This is a genomic window from Paenibacillus anseongensis (assembly GCF_009757995.1).
Taxonomy (GTDB): Bacteria; Bacillota; Bacilli; order Paenibacillales; family NBRC-103111; genus Paenibacillus_E; species Paenibacillus_E chondroitinus.
The window spans coordinates 1-504 of the sequence record NZ_WSEM01000024.1; the positions used below are offsets into that span (position 1 = coordinate 1).

The window sequence follows — 504 nt, forward strand, 5'->3', positions numbered from 1 at the left end:
AGGGGGGCTTCGCGCTTAGATGCTTTCAGCGCTTATCCCCTCCGTACATAGCTACCCAGCGGTGCCTCTGGCGAGACAACTGGTACACCAGCGGTACGTCCATCCCGGTCCTCTCGTACTAAGGACAGCTCCTCTCAAATTTCCTACGCCCGCGACAGATAGGGACCGAACTGTCTCACGACGTTCTGAACCCAGCTCGCGTACCGCTTTAATGGGCGAACAGCCCAACCCTTGGGACCTACTTCAGCCCCAGGATGCGATGAGCCGACATCGAGGTGCCAAACCTCCCCGTCGATGTGGACTCTTGGGGGAGATAAGCCTGTTATCCCCAGGGTAGCTTTTATCCGTTGAGCGATGGCCCTTCCATTCGGTACCACCGGATCACTAAGTCCGACTTTCGTCCCTGCTCGACTTGTAGGTCTCGCAGTCAAGCTCCCTTATGCCTTTGCACTCTGCGAATGATTTCCAACCATTCTGAGGGAACCTTTAAACGCCTCCGTTACA

1 rRNA gene is annotated in these 504 nt (G+C 56.0%); it reads right to left on the minus strand.

Annotation, left to right across the window (positions count from 1 at the left end):
* A 23S ribosomal RNA gene (locus tag GON05_RS27790) occupies window positions 1-504 on the minus strand; the annotation flags it as partial.